The sequence below is a fragment of the Sporanaerobacter acetigenes DSM 13106 genome, assembly GCF_900130025.1.
GTDB lineage: Bacteria > Bacillota > Clostridia > Tissierellales > Sporanaerobacteraceae > Sporanaerobacter > Sporanaerobacter acetigenes.
In genome coordinates this window covers 56,491-75,443 of record NZ_FQXR01000010.1, presented here as the reverse complement: position 1 = coordinate 75,443, position 18,953 = coordinate 56,491, and the positions used below count along the sequence as shown (strand labels likewise).

Here is an 18,953-nt window from a genome sequence, read left to right as displayed (position 1 = left end):
TAGATTGGTTAAATATTCATTAAAAAGAATACTAGAATTAATACCTACTATATTTATAGTAGTATTTATAGTATTTGTTGTAACTCGTGTCATACCTGGAGACCCTGCAGCTGTTATGTTAGGACCTCAAGCTAGCGTAGAAGCTGTAGAAGAATTAAGAGAAAGTCTAGGATTGAATGACAATATACTTGTACAATTTGGCAGATATTTAAAAGGGGTTATACAAGGAGATTTAGGAAAATCCTATTATTACAATCAACCTGTCACAAAGCTTATAAGTGAGAGATTTCCTAATACACTAGTATTAGCTATTGTAAGTATAATAATTGGACTTCTGGTAGGTATTCCTGTGGGAGTAGTATCAGCAACTAAACAGTATTCGGCATTTGACTATATATCCATGATTTTGGCTTTAATTGGTATATCAGTGCCTATATTTTGGTTAGCGATGATGGCGGTACTATTATTTAGTGTAAATCTTGGCTGGCTTCCATCTGTAGGAATGGGTGAAGGCAGTTTTATAGATATAGTAAAACATTTGATTTTACCTTCTCTTTGTCTTGCAACAGGACCTACAGCAACATTTGCCAGATTTACTCGTTCAAGTATGTTAGATATAACTAAACAAGATTATATAAAGACAGCAAGAGCAAAAGGGCTGAAAGAAAAATTGGTTATATGGAAACATGCATTTAAAAATGCTTTACCTCCAATTATTACCATAGCAGGTATGCAGTTTTCATCATTATTATCTGGTGCAGTTTTGACAGAAACTATATTTAGCTGGCCAGGATTAGGAAAATTGATAGTTGATGCAATACAAAATAGAGACTATACCCTTGTTCAGGGAAGTGTTGTATATATAGCATTTGTATATATAATAGTTAATTTAATTGTTGATATTTGCTATGCACTCTTAAATCCAAAGGTTAAAGCTTCCTTTGAAGGCAATGGAGGTGGAGATAAATAATGGCTGATGTAAAAGATAGCAAATTAATTGAACAAGAAAAAAAAGACTTAGAGATAATGAAAAAAGAACAAAAGGCCAACAGTTTTATAAAAAAATTATTTAGGAATAAAACTGCAGTTGTAGGCCTTGTAATTATAGTACTTGTAATTTTTCTAGCTATTTTTGCACCGGTATTAGCACCATATGATCCTACAGAGGTTAATTTAACAGAAGTATGTTTAAAACCAGGAACAGCTGGACATATTTTAGGAACAGATGAATATGGAAGAGATCTATTGAGTAGGGTCATATATGGCTCAAGAATTTCCATTGTTGTTGGTGTAGGAGCTACACTTCTAGGAGCCTTTTTAGGAATAGTTCTAGGATTGATTTCGGGATATAAAGGTGGAGTAGTAGATACAATAATCATGAGAATTATGGATGGTATGTTTGCATTTCCGTTTACACTTTTAGCCATAATACTTATGACTGTACTTGGTAGTGGCGTGAATAATGTAATATTTGCTATAGGTATTGCCAATATACCATATTATGCAAGAATAGTAAGAGGACAGGTTCTAATTGTTAAAGAGGAAGACTATTGCCAAGCAGTTAGAGCATTAGGTGCTTCTAGCTTTAAGATAATAAAAGATCATATACTACCTAATATTGCTTCTCCTGTAATTGTATATGCTACTTTGAATATAGCTGGAACTATTATTTCAGAGGCAGGACTTAGCTTTTTGGGATTAGGAATTCAACCACCAACTGCATCTTGGGGAAATATTCTAAAGTCAGGAAAAGATTATTTGTTGACATCCCCTCATATTGCAACATTTTCTGGTTTGGCCATACTCATTACGGTTATTGGCTTTAACCTTTTTGGTGATGGTGTAAGGGATGCATTAGATCCAAAGATGAACAAATAGTTATAAATAATACAAAATGGTGGTGAAAAAAATGAGTGAAAGATTATTAGAAGTCAATAATTTACAAACATATTTTTATACATCCTCAGGAGTAGTGAAATCGGTAGATGGAGTAAGTTTTTCTTTAGACAAAGGAGAGACATTGGGGATAGTTGGAGAATCTGGTTCTGGGAAAAGTGTCACTGCCTCTTCTATCATGAGACTTGTACCTTCACCTCCTGGGAAAATAGTAGGCGGGGATATAATATTTGATGGGAAAGATGTATTGGGATTGTCACAGAAAGAGTTGCTGGATTTAAGAGGAAAAGATATAGCTATGATTTTCCAAGACCCAATGACAGCTTTGAACCCAGTATTTACAATAGGGCAGCAGATAAGTGAAGCAATACTTGTCCATAGAAAGATGTCAAAGGGTGATGCGAAGACCCTTGCTATAAAGGCTTTAGAAACTGTTGGAATACCAGATGCGGAGTCAAGATATAAAAATTATCCTTTTGAGTTCTCAGGTGGAATGAGACAACGTGCTATGATAGCTATGGCAATTGCGTGTAATCCAAAGCTTTTGATAGCTGATGAACCTACAACTGCGCTGGATGTGACGATTCAGGCTCAAGTGCTGGAACTTATGAAAGATTTACAAAAAGAGCTAAACACATCTATTCTTATAATTACCCATGATTTAGGAGTAATATGGGAAATGGCTGATTATGTCATGGTTATGTATGCTGGAAAAACTGTTGAATATACAGATACAATAAATTTATATAAAAATCCTAGACATCCATATACATGGGGACTTTTGGATTCCATACCAAAGAGGAGCAGTGAAAAAAATGAACCTTTAAATACTATAGAAGGAAATCCTCCTGATTTGAGAAATACAGGAATAGGATGCAATTTTGCTGGTAGATGTCCTTATGCAAAAGATATATGTAGTAAAAAGCAGCCACCACTTATAGAATTAGAGCCAAATCACTTTGTTGCTTGTCATTTCCAAACAAAGGAAGAAGCTCTTACGAGAAGGAGTGAGATATAGTGAATAGTCCTATACTAGAAGTAAAAAATTTGAAAAAGTATTTCCCTATAAACAGTGGGAAATTGTTTGGAGAAAAAACTTATTTAAAGGCTGTAAATGATGTAACTTTTTCAATAGAAAAGGGGAAAACATTAGGGCTAATTGGTGAATCAGGCTGCGGGAAATCAACTATTGGCAAGGCTGTCATGGGGCTTTCAAAAGCAACATCAGGCAGTATTAAATATCAAGGTAGGGATATAAACTCTTACAATGCAAAAGAAATGAAAGAATTTCGTAGAAATGTGCAAATGATTTTCCAAGACCCATATTCATCATTGGATCCTAAAAAGAGAATTAGCTATGCAGTTCAAGAGCCTTTATATATACACAATATAGGAACTCCTAAAGAAAGACTTGAAAAAGCAAGAGAATTGCTAGAAACAGTAGGTCTTAGCTATTATCATATGAATAGATATCCTCATGAATTTAGTGGAGGACAAAGACAAAGAATAAATATAGCAAGAGCACTAACTTTAAATCCTGAACTATTGGTGTGTGATGAGCCTACATCAGCATTGGATGTATCTATACAGGCTCAAGTACTAAATCTTTTTAAACAGCTACAAGAGAAATTTGGATTGACATATCTTTTTATTTCTCACAGTCTAAATGTAGTTAAGTATTTAAGTGATGATATTGCAGTAATGTATCTTGGGAAAATGGTAGAATTGGGAGATTCCAATGGGATATATAAAAGACCACTTCATCCTTATACACAAGCACTTTTTTCTGCAATACCTACAGAAGATCCAACTGTAAAAGTTGATAGAATAATGTTGAAAGGTGAAGTACCAAGTCCATTAAATCCACCTTCAGGTTGTCAATTTCACAACAGATGTCCTTTTGTCAAGGATATCTGCAAGGAAGTGTCACCAGAATTAATAGAAATTGAAAAGAACCATAAGGTTGCCTGTCATATATATAAAGATGGTTGGACATCAATGTAAAGGAGAGAGGACAAAATGACAGATAATGAATTGAAAAATGAATTATGGAGAGCTATAGATGAAAAAAATGAAGAACTGTTGAAATTGTGTAGTCAACTCATAGCAATTCCTACAGAAAATCCTCCAGGAAACATGGAGGATATAACTTCATTTATTTGTGATTATTTAAAAAGCAAAGGTATTTCTTATAAGGTTTTAAGACCAAAGGAGAACAAACCAAATATAATAGCTAATTATGGAAAAGAAGAAGGAACCAAGCTTTTGTTTAATGGACATTCGGATGTTGTACCAGTTGGGGATTTAAACAAGTGGAATTTTGATCCGTTTTCTGGAGAAATAAGAGATGGGAAAATTTTAGGAAGAGGAACTTCTGACATGAAGGGTGGACTGGCGTGCATATTATTTGTCATGGGGCTTCTTAAAGAAAAGAACATATCCTTAAATGGACAATTGATACTAACTATTGTTCCTGACGAAGAGATAAGCGGAGACATGGGAACAAAATGGTTAGTAGAAGAAGGAATTGTTGATGGGGACTATTGTGTAGTTGCAGAGCCAACAGGATATGACAATTGTGAAGTTGGACAAAAAGGTGCTCTGTGGTTGAAATTAGATGCAACAGGAGTTTCAGCACATGGAAGCTTGTCACCTTATGTAGGAGAAAATGCTATAAGTAAACTCATGAATGTATTAGATGAAATTCAGAAATTGACAGAACTTCATGGTGAGTATGAAGGTGAAGTCAAGGAAGTCATGTTGGAATCTAAAAGAGTAGCCAAAGAATGTTTAAAAGCTTCAAATGTAGAAAATATATTGGATCATATAACGGTAAATATAGGTGAAATTCACGGTGGTACAAAGACCAATATGGTTGCAGATCATGCAGAAGCTTGTGTTGATATTAGGATACCTATAGGTATAAACTCAAGTGAGATATTAGATAGAGTTGATAAAATAATAGAAGATTTGGGCGGAGGAATCACATATACTTATAGTTGGAGATCTGAACCCAATTATGTTTCTATAAAAAGTCCATTGGTTAAATCAGTTAAAGCCAATGCGAAAGATGTATTGAATATGGATATAACTGCAACGTATCAATGGGCTTCTAGCGATGCCAGATATTTTAGATGCAAAGGTATTCCAACTATACAATATGGTCCTGCCAATACAGAAGGAATTCATTCATACAATGAAACGGTAGATGTAAAGGATTTGATAAGTTCTGCTAAAGTATATACTGGTATGATTTTAGATCTTATTTAATAATGGATTTCAAAAGAGGTGTTAAAAATGCTTTTATTAAAAAACTGCAATATTTTCGATTCTCTAAAGGGTCAGTTTTTTCTAAGTGATATTCTAGTAGAAGGCAGCAAGATAAAAAGTGTTAAGAAAAATATAATTGTAGATAATTTAGATACCCATGTTGTTGATGTAAAAGAAAACATAGTATGTCCTGGATTTATAGATGCTCATAGCCACATAGGAATGTGGACATTGAATGATAGTGGAAATGATGCAAACGAATGTGTAAAGCCTTTGACGCCAGTTCTAAGAGCTATAGATGGTTTGAATCCTTATGATGAAGCTTTCAAAGAAGCTTATTCATCAGGCATAACAACAGTTATGATATGTCCTGGAAGTGGGAATGCTATAGGAGGACAAGCAGCTATTATCAAGACTTATGGTACTAGTGTTGAAGATATGATTATAAAAAGTCCTGCTGCCATGAAACTTGCTCTTGGTGAAAATCCTAAAAATGTCTACTCAGCTCAAAGAAAATCTCCAAGCAGTAGAATGGCTACTGCATTTCTCATAAAAGAAATGCTAAATAAAGCAGAAAAATACTATGAGGAAGAAAAAAATGGGTTGAACCATGAATATGATGAGGAGCTGGAAGCTTTTTTACCTGTATTCAATGGGGAGATGCCTTTAAAGATACATGTTCATAGATTAGATGATATAATGATGGCTATAAGAATTGCAGAAGAGTTTCAAATTGATTATACATTAGATCACTGTACAGAAGGATATTTGGCAGTAGAATATATAAAGGAGAAAAATGTTCCAGTTATGTTGGGACCACTGTTTTCCTTTGCTACCAAAGTAGAAACCAGAGATGCTAGTGCAGAAGCTCCAAGAGTTTTCAATGACAAGGGAGTTTTAATATCCCTTATATCAGATCATCCTTTTATGAATTGTAAGTTTTTGCCTTTATATGCAGGTTTATTGTCTAGATACGGACTTGATATGATAGATGGTCTAAAAGCTCTTACAATAAATCCCGCCAAAGCGTTAAATATAGACGATAGAGTTGGCAGTATTGAAGAGGAAAAGGATGCGGATTTGGTAGTATTTAATGGGGAACCTTTGGAAACTACTACAAAGGTACTTTTAACAATTATTAATGGTAACATTGTATATAAAGATTTGGATTGATTGGGGGATTAAAAATGTTACTACTTAAAAATGGAAAAATATTTACAATGGCAGATAGCCAAGTTATTTATGGTGATATATTGATAGATGAAGGCAAAATTATTGATATAAATAGTTCTATACGAGAAGAAGATGCATTAGTTTTAGATGTGAGAAATCATATTGTTGTTCCTGGTTTTATTGATGGACATTGTCATGCAGGTATAATTGAAGGCGGAGTGGGAAGTGTAGGAAATGATATGGAGGAAGCAAATAACACTTTAAGCCCTGAACTTCTAGCAGAAGATGGAATAAATATTAGAGATTGTGTCTTTGAAGCTGGAGTTAAAGCAGGTGTCACAACAGTATCTGTTGCGCCAGGAGAATCCAATGTCATAGGAGGTAAATCATGTGTGATAAAAACCTATGGCCAAACATTGGAAGATAGACTGGTGAAATCTTCTTCTACTTTAAATATATCTATTGGAGAATTTGTCAAAAGGCTTGATGATGTAAGGGTAGAGATGCCTAGATCTAGAATGGCTATCACATATATGATAAGAAGTTTTCTAAACGGAGCTAAGAAATACTATGAAGAAACTAAAAATGAGGATGTAGATAGGAATACTTTTAATGAGAAATATGAAAGTGTTAAGTCTATATTTACAAAGGATACAAAGGTAGAGATATGTGCTCATAAGGCTCAGGATATACAAACTGCACTGAGATTGAAAGAAGAATTTGATTTTGATTTGATACTAACTTATTGTACAGAAGCTTATTTAATTGAAGACCAAATAGATAAAAGTATTCCTTTGATGCTAGGACCATATCTAACTGATAAATCAAATTTTGAAATAAAAAATAGAAATTCTAGTTCTCCAACTATTTTTTCTAACAAAGGATTCAATACTTGTCTTATCACAAATCATCCAGATATTCCTTTGGATTTTTTACCCATATGCGCAGCTATAGCAATTAAGGATGGGATGAGCTTTGAGAATGCACTTAAATCAATAACTATAAATCCTGCAAAGGCACTGGGTATAGATAATAGGGTAGGGAGTATTGAAATAGGAAAAGATGCAGATATTGCTGTGTTTGATGGAGATCCTTTTAAAGCTAGAACTAAAACATGCTTCACTATAGTTAATGGTGAAGTTGCTTATAGGAGATGAGTATATGGAAAGAGTGGCAACTATAACTATAGGTCAATCTCCCAGGGTTGACTTAGTTCCAGAAATATTAAAACTTATGAGGGATGATATTGAAATTGTGGAATATGGTATTCTTGACTCCTACACCTATGAAGAAGCAGAAAATATGCTTAGACCAAATAAAGGTGACAATGTACTAGTTAGTCGAATGAGAGATGGAAGACAAATAGAAATGAAAGAAGAATTAGTACCAAATCTTATTCAAGAATGCATAAATAATATTGAAAAAGAGGGAATAAACACTATATTCTTATTGTGTACGGGAAAGTTTCCTGAATTTGAACATAAAGGACTTCTTTTAGAACCTTTTTCACTGTTGCATTCAATAGTTAAAGATGTATCAAGTGGAAAGATTGGTGTCATTGTTCCGGATAGTTCTCAAATAGATCAGACAATTGAATATTGGAGAGAAGGAGGGAATGATATTTTTGTAAGAGCTGTTTCTCCCTATAAAGATTTCTTTGACAATATAGAAAAAGAAGCCTTAGATTTTAAAAATGAGGAATTGTCTTTAATAGTGCTGGATTGTATGGGGTATTCTTTGGAGATGAAGAAAAAAGTTAAGGAAATAACGGGAAAACCAGTTTTGCTACCGAGAATAGTTATGTCAAAACTTTTGGAAGAATTGGTATAAATGAGTTGTGGAGGGGATAAGTATGAAGAAAAAACCTATAACTATGGATATCATCAATAGTTGTTCAGAGCATTATAGAGCTGATAAAAACAACAAGGTTTATTCAGACGCAGTTATGAGAAATGGACTTGTAGAGGTTAGTTTAAATAATGATTCTATAAGAAGTATGCATTTTGATTTTTCTCATGAAATAGAAGTCGGAAGAGTTACAGCACAGAAAAAAACTGCAAGGTGTTGGATGTTTGCAGCTTTGAATGCAGTAAGATACAGTATTTCTCATAGTTTAAGGATGAGGGAAGTAGATTTTGAATTATCTCAAAACTATACATATTTTTGGGATAAGCTAGAAAAATCAAATCTATTTTTAGAAAATATCATAGAGACCATGGACAGAAAATTATCTGACCATGAAGTAGCAGGTTTACTAAAGGATCCTCAAAGTGATTGTGGTCAATGGGATATGTTTGCCAAGCTTATAGAAAAGTACGGTGTGGTACCATTATATGCAATGCCTGAGACTCAAAGTGGCACAGATTCAAAAATTATCAATGAAATAGTAAATGAAAAGTTAAGACAAGGTGCAAAAGAACTTAGAGATATGAATAGAGATGGAAAATCAATGGAAGAAATTGAAGAGCAAAAAGAATCCATTCTTCTAGATATGTACAATATTATATGTCATTTTCTTGGAGAACCTCCAAAGACATTTGATTTTGAATACTGGGATTTAGATGGGGTGTTTCACAGGGATCAAGATATAACTCCATTGGAATTCTATCACAAGTATTCTAAAGTTAAACCGATTGATTATATAAGCATCATAAATTTTCCAACAGAAGACAAACCTTTTGGGAATACCTATTCATTAAAATATCTTGGGAGTGTAGTAGATGATGAACCGATCAAGTATTTAAATCTTGATATTGAAGTTTTAAGACAAGCTGCTATTGCTCAAATAAAAGATGGAGAACAAGTTGTATTTGGATGTGATGTAGGGAAGATGTCTCATAGAGAATTGGGAATACTTGATACAAATTTATATAATTATGAAACGGTACTAAATACCAAATTCAATATGACAAAAGAAGAAAGACTTATGTATAGAGGAACAAGTTTAACACATGTCATGACATTCACAGGTGTTAATATTGTTGATGGAAAGCCAAACAGATGGAAGATACAAAATAGCTGGGGTGAGGCAGAAGGAAAGAAAGGCTTTTATATTATGAGTGATGAATGGTTTGATGAATATGTGTTTAAAGTCATCATAAACAAAAAACATTTGAGCAAAGAAATACTTAAACAATATGAAAAAGCTCCAACAATACTTAGCCCATGGGATCAAGTAGGACCATTGTTTTAAAGATAGGGACAAAATAGGCTTTCGTTGGAGCCTGTAAATAATTGAAATGGATAAAATAACGTAAGCGTCAAATAGCCTCCACCTATTAAAGATGGAGGCTATATATTATACTATTTTTTGCTAGGAACTTTACATTCTTATGGAATTGAATTTGACCAAGGTAGAAGATTATTTAGATCTATATTAGGCATTTTTTCAAATTTGAATTCTTTTTTGAATTTAAATAGTTTGTTGCAAAATTCAATGCCTTCTTTGGCATTAGTTCTCACCAGAGTTGAATCTTTAGGCAATGCTTTCAGTGCGTCGGCAAATCTTCTTCTATGTTAAATTTATTATTTTAATTCTATCTTTCTTTCTATATATAACAAACGGTAAATAAATAATTACTTTACTTGATTAGCAAGGTTCCCATTCACCAATCCATCTTTCTTTTGAATAATTATATTGACGCTTGTATACTTTTCCGTTTACTGTTTTATATCTCCAGCCAATGACATCGGAAAATGGAGTTATTGATTGATCGGATTGTACGTTTTCTGTAATCTGAATAACATTAACAGATAGATATTTTTCTATTACTTTTTTTCATCCTTTCGCACCTCCTTTATATTTTTATATATGGGTAAGTCTGCAGGCAAATTTTTAATATTATTGGCAGTACCAAAGAATTTATTATTGACGTAAAGATCATAAGTATTGTCTTGATTTTTAACTAAATATGAATTTTCCTTTGTAAGTTCAACTGTATCGGAAGCATCTTTCGGAGATATAGAATAAGGTTCAAATACAAAACAAAAAGATAAAACAACCAACAATAATACCGGCATAACCATAAAAAAGACATTCTTCAATTTGAATTTTTCTTTTTGATTAGAATTTTGTAAAACTATATGGAATCGCTGAGAAAGAGTAGAAACGTTTTCGCTGTCAAAGTTTAGTGCTACTTTATTTACACGTGTACTAGGATGATATTTTGCTATTTTTAGAAGACATTCCAGATATTCAATTCGTTTCGATTCACCCATTGATTTTGTGGCAGTGAGATCCGTATGTATTTCGAGTACTTTGGATACTTGTCCCCTTAGCAGATATATATAAGGATTCCACCAATATATGATACATAAAAGTTCAACAATTACTTTAATCAATAAATCGCCATGGTAGTAGTGGGCTACCTCGTGACTAAAAATGTAGTACCATTCGTTTTCCGAAAGTTCTATTTGAGGAATAACAATCCATGGTTTTCGCATACCCAGTACCATAGGAGTAGAGATAAGGTTGGCTTGTATAATCTTAAAACTCATCGGCTTGCTGTAGTTTTGAAGTACTTTCCGCAAAGCACCTTGAATCTCTGAATTTTTTACCGCAGGAAATTTATTTATCACTTTTGTAAAATTTTCATAAATGATTATTGCTCTACTCAATTGGATGATTGATCCCATTAACCAAATTAAACCCATAATGTGTAGAGGACAAATATTATGACCGTTTAGTTTTAATATTGGTGTTTTAAAGAAAAAAATAATTTTTGGGAAAAGCCGCTTACAAACTAAATTATTTTCAAAAGAAAATTCAAAAGGAATTAGCAGCCTGATAACAATAACAAAGATGCAAAAAGATAAGGTGCCAATTCCAAGTCCTTTGATCAGTTTATTATTTTGTAAAAAGAAGTACATTAAAATAATCGATATACTACTAAAAAAAAGAATAGTTAAAAAAGCAGTAAAAGAGAAAGACATTTTAATTTCCTTCTTTCAAAAGCTTTTTTCTTTCTTCAAGCATTTTTTCAAGCTCTTCTATAATAGCTTCCTCGTTTTTTTCGTGTTCCAATAAGGTAGCAACAATAGTGGGTGTGGAAATACCTTTATTTAAATTTTGAAACTGTCTGACAAATTGTTTAAGAAAAAAATCATGTGAACTTATAGTTGGTTTATATCTGCGTGAAAGAACGGTTCCGCTATAAACAATATCAGAAACCTCAATAAGCTTTTTTTTCAGTAGATTTCTTAAAACAGCTTGAGCTGTATTTATACTTATGGAACTATCTATTTTGGGGATGTCAGAGGCCAGTAACGGTTTTTCGGCAGACCATAAAATATTCAAGATATCTAATTCTCTCTCAGTTAATTCAAAACGATTATTTTGTTTTGGCATTGAAAACTCTCCTTTTATAAAATTAATATTAAAATTATTTTCAATTTCATTATAAACATAAAAATAAAGTATGTCAATTTTCAATGCATTGTTAAATTATAAAATATATTATATATATACTTGATAAAATATGAAATATATGATTTAATGACATTGTAAAATAAATACATTAACAATATTTTAGCTGCATTACAATTCAGACATAATAGTAAAAAGAATAATATAGTTTTGGGTAATAAACAGACTGTGAATAAATAATGGGTGATCATTTTTATAAGTGAACCTAAAGAATTATTTTTAAAATGGGGTGTACAGAATGAACCTTCCAAAGATTGCTTTTAGTAATTATACACGCACTATTGAATGTGATAATAAAGTTGTAATATATAATAGAAAAAATGGACAATGGATTAGGGTGTCGAAGGAAGTATATGATATATTTAAATATGCCGTAAATAATAAATTAAATATTAATGAATTAAATATTAATGAATTAAATAACTGCATAGTAAATGATGAAGATAAAAAGTTTATGACAGAAGTCTATAACAGACTTTTTAATAAAAAGCTTGTTAATAATACTTTTAAATCTAAGAATATTAAATCCATCAGTTTTGAACTGACTAATAGATGTAATTTGAAATGTATCCATTGTTGTGTAGATGCGGATATTAATCATAGATATGAACTCTCAACAGTACAGATAAAAACTCTTTTTGATAGGGTACTACCTTGGAACCCTGATTCAATAATGTTGAGTGGGGGAGAACCCATGATTAGAAAAGATTTTATAGAATTATTAATATATTTAAGAAATAAGTATAGCGGGGAAATAATATTAGCAACTAATGCAACATTAATCGATGATGAAAATATAAACTTTTTAGTAGAAAATGTTGATAAAATAGATATTAGTATCGACGGTATTGATGAAAAAAGCTGTTCACAAATTAGGGGTAAGGGTGTATTTAAAAAAGTTATAAAGAATATAGAAAAATTGAAAAAGGTGAACTATAATAATATAACTTTGTCGATGGTTGTAGGTGATAAAAATGAGGACATGGAAGAAAAGTTTATTGAATTAAACAAAAGTTTGGGGACTCATCCTGTGCTAAGGAGATTCTCACCTATAGGTAGAGGAAAATATAATGATGGGTATTTTTTAGATGATAGTGGAGGAAAATTTTTTATATCTAAAAAGTATCTTTCCGACGATTATAGCGGTTCGATTAATATATGTACATGCAGTGCAGGGAGTGAAGAAGTTATCGTAAGATATAATGGGGATGTTTATCCTTGCCCTAGTTTTATGAACGAAAATATGTTATTAGGGAACTTATGTTCGAATGATTTTGCCGATAAATTATTTACCAAAAATTATGATTTGTTAGAGGATGTTATTTATAAAAGATTTTCGGAATGCCGAGATTGTAAAGTTAATATATTTTGTTGGACTTGTCCGGGAAGCTTGGTAGATATTAAAAATATTAGAAATTTTTCTAATAGGTGTGATAAATTAAAACCAATTTTATTTAAAAGAGTGTGGGGTGAATATTTATGTCAATAACGTTATGGATAACAAATAAATGTAATATGAATTGCAAGTATTGTTATGTAGGTGATGAAAAAAGTAATTTTTCTATGCCAAAACTAATTATTGATAAGTCGATTGAATTTATATTTGAAAATTTCGGTAAATATAAAGATAACGTGAATGATTATCTTATGGTAAGATTTCATGGAGGAGAACCATTAATTGAGTTTAATTTAATAGAAGATATAGTAAAAAAAATAAATTATAGAAAGAAAGATAAAAATTTTAAATTTGCGATAACTACAAATGGTACGATATTAGATAAAGATATAATTTTATTTTTAAAGAACGAAATATACGACTTAACGGTTAGTTTAGATGGGAACAAAAAAACGCAGGATACTATGAGGCCTTTTAAAGATGGCAATAGCAGTTTTGAAAAAGTTTTAAAAAATGCTGAAATTTTAGAAAGAGAAATAGGTAACATTAGAATTAGAATGACCTATGATTCAAATACTGTTTATAATCTTTATGATGATATTAAGTTTTTAATTGATGAAGGCTTTAAATATATTGTACCGGCCAGCAATAATTATGATATTAATTGGGATGAGGATGATGTGGAATGTTTGAAAATAACAATAATTAAGTTGAGAGAATATATAAAGGCAAGGGGAACATCAAATGTTCATATATCATTATTAGAAAAACCTCAATATATTAATAAAGGAAAATGTAATATGGGGAATAAAAGCATAAATATATATTCAAACGGAGATTTATATCCATGTATTGCTTCTGCCGGCAGGAAAGGGTTTAAAATGGGAAATATTTTTTCTGGTTTAGATGAAGATAGAAGAAATAAAATAATATATGAATCAGAATGTGAAAGAGAATGTGCATGCAGAGGCTGCAGTATATATAATTATTGTGACGGCTCAAGATGCAGAATAGTAAATAAGCTGACTACAGGTGATTATTTTACTCCTCCGGCAATACATTGTGCAGTTGAAAATCTTAAATATAGTTTAAATAAATGTATATAAACTATGTTTTTAAGGATTAATTCCGGCAATAATAATTTGCTGTAATTACCGGAATAAATAAATCAAATCGGGAAGGAGGGGAGAATATGCTGAAGATTAAAAAAATTAATGATAAAAAATTAGTCGATATTATTGCACAAGATAATTGTACTAAACCAGGACAAAGTGTTGTTTACCAAAGAGGTCAAGACTGTCAAGATGATTGTCATAAGCAAGGTGAAGCACCAAGTTATGTAAGTACATTAACTTAATTTGTATTTTGTCAATAAGGAGGTATATTATATGTTTAAATTATCGTTAAAATATATAAGGTATTATAAAAAAAGGACTTTTTCTATTTTGATTGGCATGATTTTGAGTGTTGCCATTATTGTAAGTATCACAATATTAAATAAAAGTGCCAATCAGGCAGATGTTGACCGTGTAAAATACGAGATGGGGAGCTATAATACTGTTTTTAAAAATTTAGACAATATCCGGATAGAAAAAATTAAAAAAGACAAGTCGATAAAAGACAGAGGATTTGCAGGATACTATGATTCAGTTGCCTTAAGTGATGATTTTTATTTATATGTTATAAGAGCAAATACAGAATACATAAAATTAGGAAGTTCTTTTAATGAGAATTCATTTATCAAAGAAGGGAGATATCCGAAAAATGATAATGAAATTGCCGCCGAAGAGTGGGTTTTAGACGTACTTGGAGAAGAACTCAAGGTAGGCAGTAGTGTAAGACTCAAACTGAAAGACAGAAATGAAGAAAGGACATATAAATTAGTTGGTATATTAAGAGACAGGTCTGAATTTAAAAGGACAATGACACTTCAAGTATTTTTGCCTCTGGCTCATAATTTTGAGGGAAATACGAATGTGGGCATGGTGACTTTTAAGGATGAGAACAGTATAGACAAATCAACAGCCTTACTGTCCAAGAAACTAAATATGAAGAGCGATAACATAATAAAAAACAGGGAATTAATAGAGGCTTACAAAAATTTATATAATATTGATAAAAATACTGTTTTTTCATTTTTTATAGTGTTGGCAGTTTCTTTCATAGTTATATACGGGATATACAGCATATCCATCCTTGAGAGGATATCGGAATATGGAATTTTATTAGCCGTAGGGAGCAGCAGGAAGCAGGTGGTCGGAATAACATTATGTGAACTAGTCGTTTTAAGTGCCATAAGCATTCCAATAGGTTATTTGTTGGGACTAATCGGATCAGAGTTATTAAGCGGTTTAGTCGGAAATGTATTCACAGAAGGAGCCGTTACTATAGGGAAGCTTGTTATACCAAAGGAAGCTTTCATTATACCTGTATTTATTATAGTATCGGTTATACTTCTGATTACTGTGGCAGTATGTATGACCATATCAAAGATATCACCTATAGAAGCTATAAGGAAAAATTTAGGCAAGGGAAAAAATCACAAGAAGGAAACCTATAAAAAGGCAGCATCAAGGAATAATTTGTCAGTATATTCAATCATAACTATAAGGAATATTCTTTCCAACGGCAGGAGCTTTCTGATGATTGTTTTATCAATAAGTATTGCGGGAGTATTGTTTATAAACGCAAGTTACTTAAGTTTTATGGAAAAAGGGCAGGCAGACAACATATCAGATATGATGGGATACAATTCGGACTATAAGATAAATTTTGTACCCGGTGCAAAAAAAACGGACGGATTGAGCAGCGATGAATTAGAAGAAATAAAATTTTTGAAGGGAGTGAAGGATTTATCCGCCATACAGGTAATGTATTCGAGGCTGATGACAAGCAGAGAACATATATCGGAGCCAATGTATTTTGAAGACGTAAACAGCAAGCCTTATACAAAAGATATAATGAACGGGATGTTAGTCAAGAATTTAAAGGCAGCGGACAGATCGGAAGAATATATTTTAAAAAATAATATGTACGGCTATGACGATGAATCCCTTGACAAACTGAGAAAATACTTGGTAAAAGGAGAAATCGATATTGACAAGATGAAAAAAGAAAATATTGCCGTTATAAGGATACCTAATCCTGTCAATACGGAAAATAAAAATCCTTATGTTGCAAACTTTAAAATAGGAGATAAAGTAAGAATTGCTTTTTCAACCAAGGGGACAAATACGGAAGAGGGATGGAAAGTCAATTATAATGATGAAAGCTATGAGTATAAGGAGTATACTGTGGGAGCGGTGGTAAACAATCTTCTGGATTATGATAATTATTATACTACGGATAACAGTGTTGATGTTGTCTTATCTTCGGATATATTTAAAAAGGATACCGGAATAACTCAGTATAAAATTGTAAGCGTAAACAAAGAAAGAGGAATAAATCACAATGTTTTGAACAACAAAATTAAATCGGTAATTGAGAAGAAGCCGGGAGTAATTCTAAGAGATTTGGATAAAGAAATAGAAAACTTTAATATATTGAATAAAAATAAGCAGAGATTTATGAATGCAATTGTAATGGTGCTGTTTATTATGGGAGTATTTAATATAGCAAACAACATTAAATACAATATCGCATCTCGAATGAAGGAATTTGGGATGCTGAGAGCTATCGGCACTACGGACAAAAGCCTTAAGGAGATGTTTTTAATGGAAGGTTCCCTATACGGAGCCATATCAAGCATGGCGGTAATTATATTCGGAGTGCTAGTTCAGTATATCTTATATAAGAAATATCTAACTATATATATAAATCCTATTTTTAAGATACAATGGAGGGAATATCTCTTTATTATCGTTGTAAACTTTATAATAACAATTTTAACAACATATTTATCATCTATGAATATAAGAAAAACAGCAGTAGTTGATATGATAAGAAATAATGAATAAAAATTTTTAAAAAATAAGAAAAATTATAAATAAGTTGAACCTGTAAGTATTATAAAATAGAAAAATAATGAAAGGGGATTTAATTTATGCCTATATTAAAAACTGTAAACTTAAATAAGATTTACGGAGAAGATGAAAATAGAGTATATGCATTGAAGAATATAAATATGAGAGTAGATAAAGGAGAGTTTGTAGCAATAATAGGACCCAGCGGAAGCGGGAAATCGACGCTTCTTCATCTTCTGGGAGGCCTTGACAGACCAACGAAAGGTACCGTTGAAATAAACGGTGATGATATATATAAATTTTCGGAGGACATGCTGGCTAAATACAGGAGAACAAATATAGGGTTTGTATTTCAGCAGTATAATTTAATACCTGTATTAAAAGTAAGAGAAAATATAGAGCTGCCAATAAGACTTGATAAAAAAATACCTGATAAAGAATATATAGATAAACTGATAAATTTTTTGGGACTCACTGAAAGACGAGAACATTTTCCAAATCAGCTTTCAGGAGGGCAGCAGCAGAGAGTAGCTATAGGAAGGGCATTGGCAGCAAAGCCAAGTATAATACTTGCAGACGAACCTACGGGAAATTTGGATACAAAAACTACTGAAGAAGTAATGGAGCTTCTTGAAATGTCCAGCAAGGAATTCAATCAAACGCTGATAGTTATAACCCACAATACCAGTATAGCTAAGAAAGCAGAGAGAGTGATTTCTATAGTAGACGGAAAAATTCAATAGATGTTTTATAGTGAGCAAAGGTGGTACATATGAAAAATAAAGTAAAGGCAGTACTGATGGATACGGGAGTTGATAAAAATCACGAATATCTGAAAGATAATATAATAGGAGGAATGTCTTTTAGCTGTGATGATGAATATATAACGGTAGATGATAATTATGAAGATGAAAACGGCCATGGGACTTCCTGTGCCTCCGTTATAAAGAGAGAATTCAAGGATGTGAAAATATTTGCGGTGAAAGTCCTTGATGAAATGGGAAGGACAAACATACAGATATTAGAAGAAGCCTTAAAGTATTTCTTGGATAAGGATTTCAGGCTTATAAATTTGAGCTTGTCGGTTATAGAAAATGAAGAAGTGGAAGATCTGTACGGAATATGCAGGAAGTTGAAAGAAAAAGGCAAGATAATTGTATGTTCCCTTGCAAACGGATTTGAGAAAAGCTATCCTGCTTCCTTTGACAATGTTATAGGTGTTAAGGGTTTTATATTGGAAGATGAGAACTCTTTCTGGTACAACAAAGATAAAGATATTCAGTGCATCATGGACAATAACCCGTATATGAACTGCAAACCAGGAAATTCTTATGCTCTGTTCGGAAAATGCAACAGTCAGGCAGCGGGAAAACTTACGGGAAAGATTGCCCGTATGTTATCGGAAGAACCGGAAATGACATTTGAATCATTAAATGACAAACTCGAAAGGATGGCTTGTAGAAACAACTGGACAGAAAAGGATTTGGAAGCAAGCAAAAGGTACCCCGACTTTAAGAAAAATTTATATGACAAAAATAGTCCCATTCTTTTAAAGACAGCGGATGCCGTAAAAGAAGCACTAAAATTAGATGAATCTGATGGTATATATGAATACAGCCTTTTCAGCAGAAAGATCGGATTAACATATGATAACTGCTTTGAAGTGTTAAAGAAACTGGAAGGAGAATTTAATATTAAATTTGATTATCCTAATATATCAAGATATGATTTCGTATCAATAGAAACCCTAACGAATCTTGTAGCAAAGACCTTATCATATCAAAAAGATAATATATAATTTCCATTAACATAGATAATGATGGAGATGAAA

At 32.0% G+C, this 18,953-nt stretch carries 18 protein-coding genes; 16 read left to right on the top strand and 2 right to left on the bottom strand.

The features are described from left to right. Window positions 1-4: 4 nt before the first annotated feature. The 10 genes from nikB to BUA21_RS10320 all read left to right on the top strand — a co-directional run bounded on the left by nikB (window position 5) and on the right by BUA21_RS10320 (window position 9,859). The gene (gene nikB, locus BUA21_RS10365; RefSeq protein ID WP_072744761.1) at window positions 5-970 is read left to right on the top strand and encodes a nickel ABC transporter permease; all 966 of its coding nucleotides are present in this window, start codon (window positions 5-7) and stop codon (window positions 968-970) included. Next, window positions 970-1,878, top strand: coding sequence for an ABC transporter permease (locus BUA21_RS10360; protein WP_072744760.1), 909 nt, complete (start codon window positions 970-972; stop codon window positions 1,876-1,878). Before nikB ends, BUA21_RS10360 begins: the two co-directional genes overlap by 1 nt. Before the next feature lie 31 nt (window positions 1,879-1,909). Continuing rightward, a complete protein-coding gene (locus tag BUA21_RS10355; RefSeq protein WP_072744759.1) occupies window positions 1,910-2,914 on the top strand; it encodes an ABC transporter ATP-binding protein in 1,005 nt (334 codons plus the stop codon). Further along, the gene (locus BUA21_RS10350; protein ID WP_072744758.1) at window positions 2,914-3,900 is read left to right on the top strand and encodes an ABC transporter ATP-binding protein; all 987 of its coding nucleotides are present in this window, start codon (window positions 2,914-2,916) and stop codon (window positions 3,898-3,900) included. The genes BUA21_RS10355 and BUA21_RS10350 overlap by 1 nt, the downstream gene beginning before the upstream one ends. 15 nt (window positions 3,901-3,915) lie before the next feature. Continuing rightward, the gene (locus BUA21_RS10345) at window positions 3,916-5,166 is read left to right on the top strand and encodes a M20 family metallopeptidase (RefSeq protein WP_072744757.1); all 1,251 of its coding nucleotides are present in this window, start codon (window positions 3,916-3,918) and stop codon (window positions 5,164-5,166) included. Window positions 5,167-5,193: 27 nt separating this feature from the next. Beyond that, entirely contained in the window at window positions 5,194-6,339 is a 1,146-nt protein-coding gene (locus BUA21_RS10340) for an amidohydrolase (RefSeq protein WP_072744756.1), read from the top strand. Between the two features lie 14 nt (window positions 6,340-6,353). Continuing rightward, the gene (locus tag BUA21_RS10335) at window positions 6,354-7,496 is read left to right on the top strand and encodes an amidohydrolase family protein (RefSeq protein ID WP_072744755.1); all 1,143 of its coding nucleotides are present in this window, start codon (window positions 6,354-6,356) and stop codon (window positions 7,494-7,496) included. Further along, window positions 7,471-8,169, top strand: coding sequence for an AroM family protein (locus tag BUA21_RS10330; protein ID WP_084604247.1), 699 nt, complete (start codon window positions 7,471-7,473; stop codon window positions 8,167-8,169). The genes BUA21_RS10335 and BUA21_RS10330 overlap by 26 nt, the downstream gene beginning before the upstream one ends. 22 nt (window positions 8,170-8,191) lie before the next feature. Beyond that, window positions 8,192-9,532, top strand: coding sequence for a C1 family peptidase (locus BUA21_RS10325; protein WP_072744753.1), 1,341 nt, complete (start codon window positions 8,192-8,194; stop codon window positions 9,530-9,532). A 117-nt stretch (window positions 9,533-9,649) separates the two neighbouring features. Then, entirely contained in the window at window positions 9,650-9,859 is a 210-nt protein-coding gene (locus BUA21_RS10320; RefSeq protein ID WP_072744752.1) for a hypothetical protein, read from the top strand. Window positions 9,860-10,107: 248 nt separating this feature from the next. Here BUA21_RS10320 and BUA21_RS10315 read toward each other — a convergent pair whose 3' ends face one another. Next, on the bottom strand, window positions 10,108-11,271 hold the full coding sequence (locus tag BUA21_RS10315; protein WP_072744751.1) for a M56 family metallopeptidase: 1,164 nt from the start codon (window positions 11,269-11,271) through the stop codon (window positions 10,108-10,110). A gap of 1 nt (window position 11,272) precedes the next feature. Continuing rightward, on the bottom strand, window positions 11,273-11,686 hold the full coding sequence (locus BUA21_RS10310; protein ID WP_072744750.1) for a BlaI/MecI/CopY family transcriptional regulator: 414 nt from the start codon (window positions 11,684-11,686) through the stop codon (window positions 11,273-11,275). Window positions 11,687-12,002: 316 nt separating this feature from the next. Between BUA21_RS10310 and BUA21_RS10305 the strand changes: the two genes are divergently transcribed. The 6 genes from BUA21_RS10305 (at window position 12,003) to BUA21_RS10285 (ending at window position 18,920) form a co-directional block, all read left to right on the top strand. Continuing rightward, a complete protein-coding gene (locus BUA21_RS10305; RefSeq protein WP_072744749.1) occupies window positions 12,003-13,253 on the top strand; it encodes a radical SAM/SPASM domain-containing protein in 1,251 nt (416 codons plus the stop codon). After that, a complete protein-coding gene (locus BUA21_RS10300; protein ID WP_072744748.1) occupies window positions 13,244-14,266 on the top strand; it encodes a radical SAM/SPASM domain-containing protein in 1,023 nt (340 codons plus the stop codon). The genes BUA21_RS10305 and BUA21_RS10300 overlap by 10 nt, the downstream gene beginning before the upstream one ends. A gap of 86 nt (window positions 14,267-14,352) precedes the next feature. Beyond that, window positions 14,353-14,517 carry a hypothetical protein gene (locus tag BUA21_RS14735; RefSeq protein ID WP_158281678.1) on the top strand — a complete coding sequence of 55 codons (165 nt, stop codon included), beginning with the start codon at window positions 14,353-14,355 and terminating at the stop codon, window positions 14,515-14,517. A 31-nt stretch (window positions 14,518-14,548) separates the two neighbouring features. Beyond that, window positions 14,549-17,116, top strand: coding sequence for an ABC transporter permease (locus BUA21_RS10295; protein WP_072744747.1), 2,568 nt, complete (start codon window positions 14,549-14,551; stop codon window positions 17,114-17,116). An 86-nt stretch (window positions 17,117-17,202) separates the two neighbouring features. After that, the gene (locus tag BUA21_RS10290) at window positions 17,203-17,865 is read left to right on the top strand and encodes an ABC transporter ATP-binding protein (RefSeq protein ID WP_072744746.1); all 663 of its coding nucleotides are present in this window, start codon (window positions 17,203-17,205) and stop codon (window positions 17,863-17,865) included. Between the two features lie 29 nt (window positions 17,866-17,894). Beyond that, window positions 17,895-18,920, top strand: coding sequence for a S8 family serine peptidase (locus tag BUA21_RS10285; protein ID WP_072744745.1), 1,026 nt, complete (start codon window positions 17,895-17,897; stop codon window positions 18,918-18,920). Window positions 18,921-18,953 lie beyond the last annotated feature (33 nt).

Excerpts from the sequence above, each read along its gene's own strand:
- BUA21_RS10325 (WP_072744753.1), top strand. The coding sequence starts at position 8,192 with ATGAAGAAAAAACCTATAACTATGGATATCATCAATAGTTGTTCAGAG.
- BUA21_RS10285 (WP_072744745.1), top strand. The coding sequence starts at position 17,895 with ATGAAAAATAAAGTAAAGGCAGTACTGATGGATACGGGAGTTGATAAA.
- BUA21_RS14735 (WP_158281678.1), top strand. The coding sequence starts at position 14,353 with ATGCTGAAGATTAAAAAAATTAATGATAAAAAATTAGTCGATATTATT.
- BUA21_RS10345 (WP_072744757.1), top strand. The coding sequence starts at position 3,916 with ATGACAGATAATGAATTGAAAAATGAATTATGGAGAGCTATAGATGAA.
- BUA21_RS10330 (WP_084604247.1), top strand. The coding sequence starts at position 7,471 with ATGGTGAAGTTGCTTATAGGAGATGAGTATATGGAAAGAGTGGCAACT.
- BUA21_RS10340 (WP_072744756.1), top strand. The coding sequence starts at position 5,194 with ATGCTTTTATTAAAAAACTGCAATATTTTCGATTCTCTAAAGGGTCAG.
- BUA21_RS10295 (WP_072744747.1), top strand. The coding sequence starts at position 14,549 with ATGTTTAAATTATCGTTAAAATATATAAGGTATTATAAAAAAAGGACT.
- BUA21_RS10300 (WP_072744748.1), top strand. The coding sequence starts at position 13,244 with ATGTCAATAACGTTATGGATAACAAATAAATGTAATATGAATTGCAAG.
- BUA21_RS10335 (WP_072744755.1), top strand. The coding sequence starts at position 6,354 with ATGTTACTACTTAAAAATGGAAAAATATTTACAATGGCAGATAGCCAA.
- BUA21_RS10355 (WP_072744759.1), top strand. The coding sequence starts at position 1,910 with ATGAGTGAAAGATTATTAGAAGTCAATAATTTACAAACATATTTTTAT.
- BUA21_RS10360 (WP_072744760.1), top strand. The coding sequence starts at position 970 with ATGGCTGATGTAAAAGATAGCAAATTAATTGAACAAGAAAAAAAAGAC.
- BUA21_RS10290 (WP_072744746.1), top strand. The coding sequence starts at position 17,203 with ATGCCTATATTAAAAACTGTAAACTTAAATAAGATTTACGGAGAAGAT.
- BUA21_RS10310 (WP_072744750.1), bottom strand. The coding sequence starts at position 11,686 with ATGCCAAAACAAAATAATCGTTTTGAATTAACTGAGAGAGAATTAGAT.
- BUA21_RS10305 (WP_072744749.1), top strand. The coding sequence starts at position 12,003 with ATGAACCTTCCAAAGATTGCTTTTAGTAATTATACACGCACTATTGAA.
- BUA21_RS10315 (WP_072744751.1), bottom strand. The coding sequence starts at position 11,271 with ATGTCTTTCTCTTTTACTGCTTTTTTAACTATTCTTTTTTTTAGTAGT.